We start from the raw sequence: 964 nt of genomic DNA on the forward strand, positions 1-964 counted from the left end.
TACTCGCCGCTGATCGCCTCGCTGGCCGAGACCGGCGACATGGTCGGCGGCCTGCTGCGTGAGGGCAACGCCGGCCCCGCCGAGAACGCCGACACCTGGATTCCGCATCTGGTGCGACGGCTCAACGAGAGCACCGGGGCCGACGTCCGCGTGCGCATCGATGCCGGCTTCACCGGCAACGACACGCTGGAAGCCCTGGAGGAGCGCAACATCGAATACCTGGGCCGGATACCCGGCCATCCGGGCCTTCAAAAGCTGGCGGCGCCCTATCTGACCCGCCCACGCGGAAGGCCGCCCAAGCAACCTCGTGAGTGGTGCCACGATCTTACCTACCAGGCGGAGTCCTGGCCCTCCCCGCGTCGCGTGGTGCTGGTGGTGCAGGAACGTCCCGATGATCTGTTTCTGCATGCCTTCTTTCTGGTCACCAACCTGCGCAAGTTCGATTGGCCGCCACAGAAGGTCCTGGCGCTGTACCGCAAGCGCGGCAGCGCCGAGGCGCACATGGGCGAGGTGAAATCGGCGCTCGACGTGCACCTCTCCTCGACGGATCGTGGGGCCTCCACCGTCCAGGACGTGATGGACCGCAACGAAGTCAGCCTGCTGCTGAGCCTCTACGCCTACCAGATGCTGCATGGGCTGAGGCGCCTGCTGGAGAGCCGGACGCACCAGGGGTGGAGCTTGATAAGGATGCGCGAACAGGTGCTCAAGGTCGCGGCCACACTGACGGTGCACGCCCGTCGGATTACCGTGCACCTCGGCGACGCGGCCGACAAATGGTGGCCGACTTTACTGAAGGGACTGCCTCGATTGACGGCCCTGGCCTGATACCCACACCACCACAAAGCACTCAGCAAGAAAGGCGACCACCACGGGGGTCGGCGGGCACGGCTGCGCCGGCGGTCAATATCAATTCCTGAACGTTATGAAAGGAGCCTGAGAAAGCCAGTAAGGGCATAGATCAACC

The 964-nt window shown here is 64.8% G+C and carries 1 protein-coding gene; it reads left to right on the plus strand.

All coding sequences use genetic code 11. The annotated features are described in order from the left end of the window. Positions 1–825, plus strand: an 825-nt coding sequence (locus tag KG088_RS19425; protein ID WP_213828272.1) for an IS1380 family transposase, incomplete at its 5' end; no start/stop codon positions are given. Positions 826–964: the final 139 nt, after the last annotated feature.

The sequence above is a fragment of the Halomonas jincaotanensis genome (assembly GCF_018448785.1).
Taxonomy (GTDB): Bacteria; Pseudomonadota; Gammaproteobacteria; order Pseudomonadales; family Halomonadaceae; genus Halomonas; species Halomonas jincaotanensis.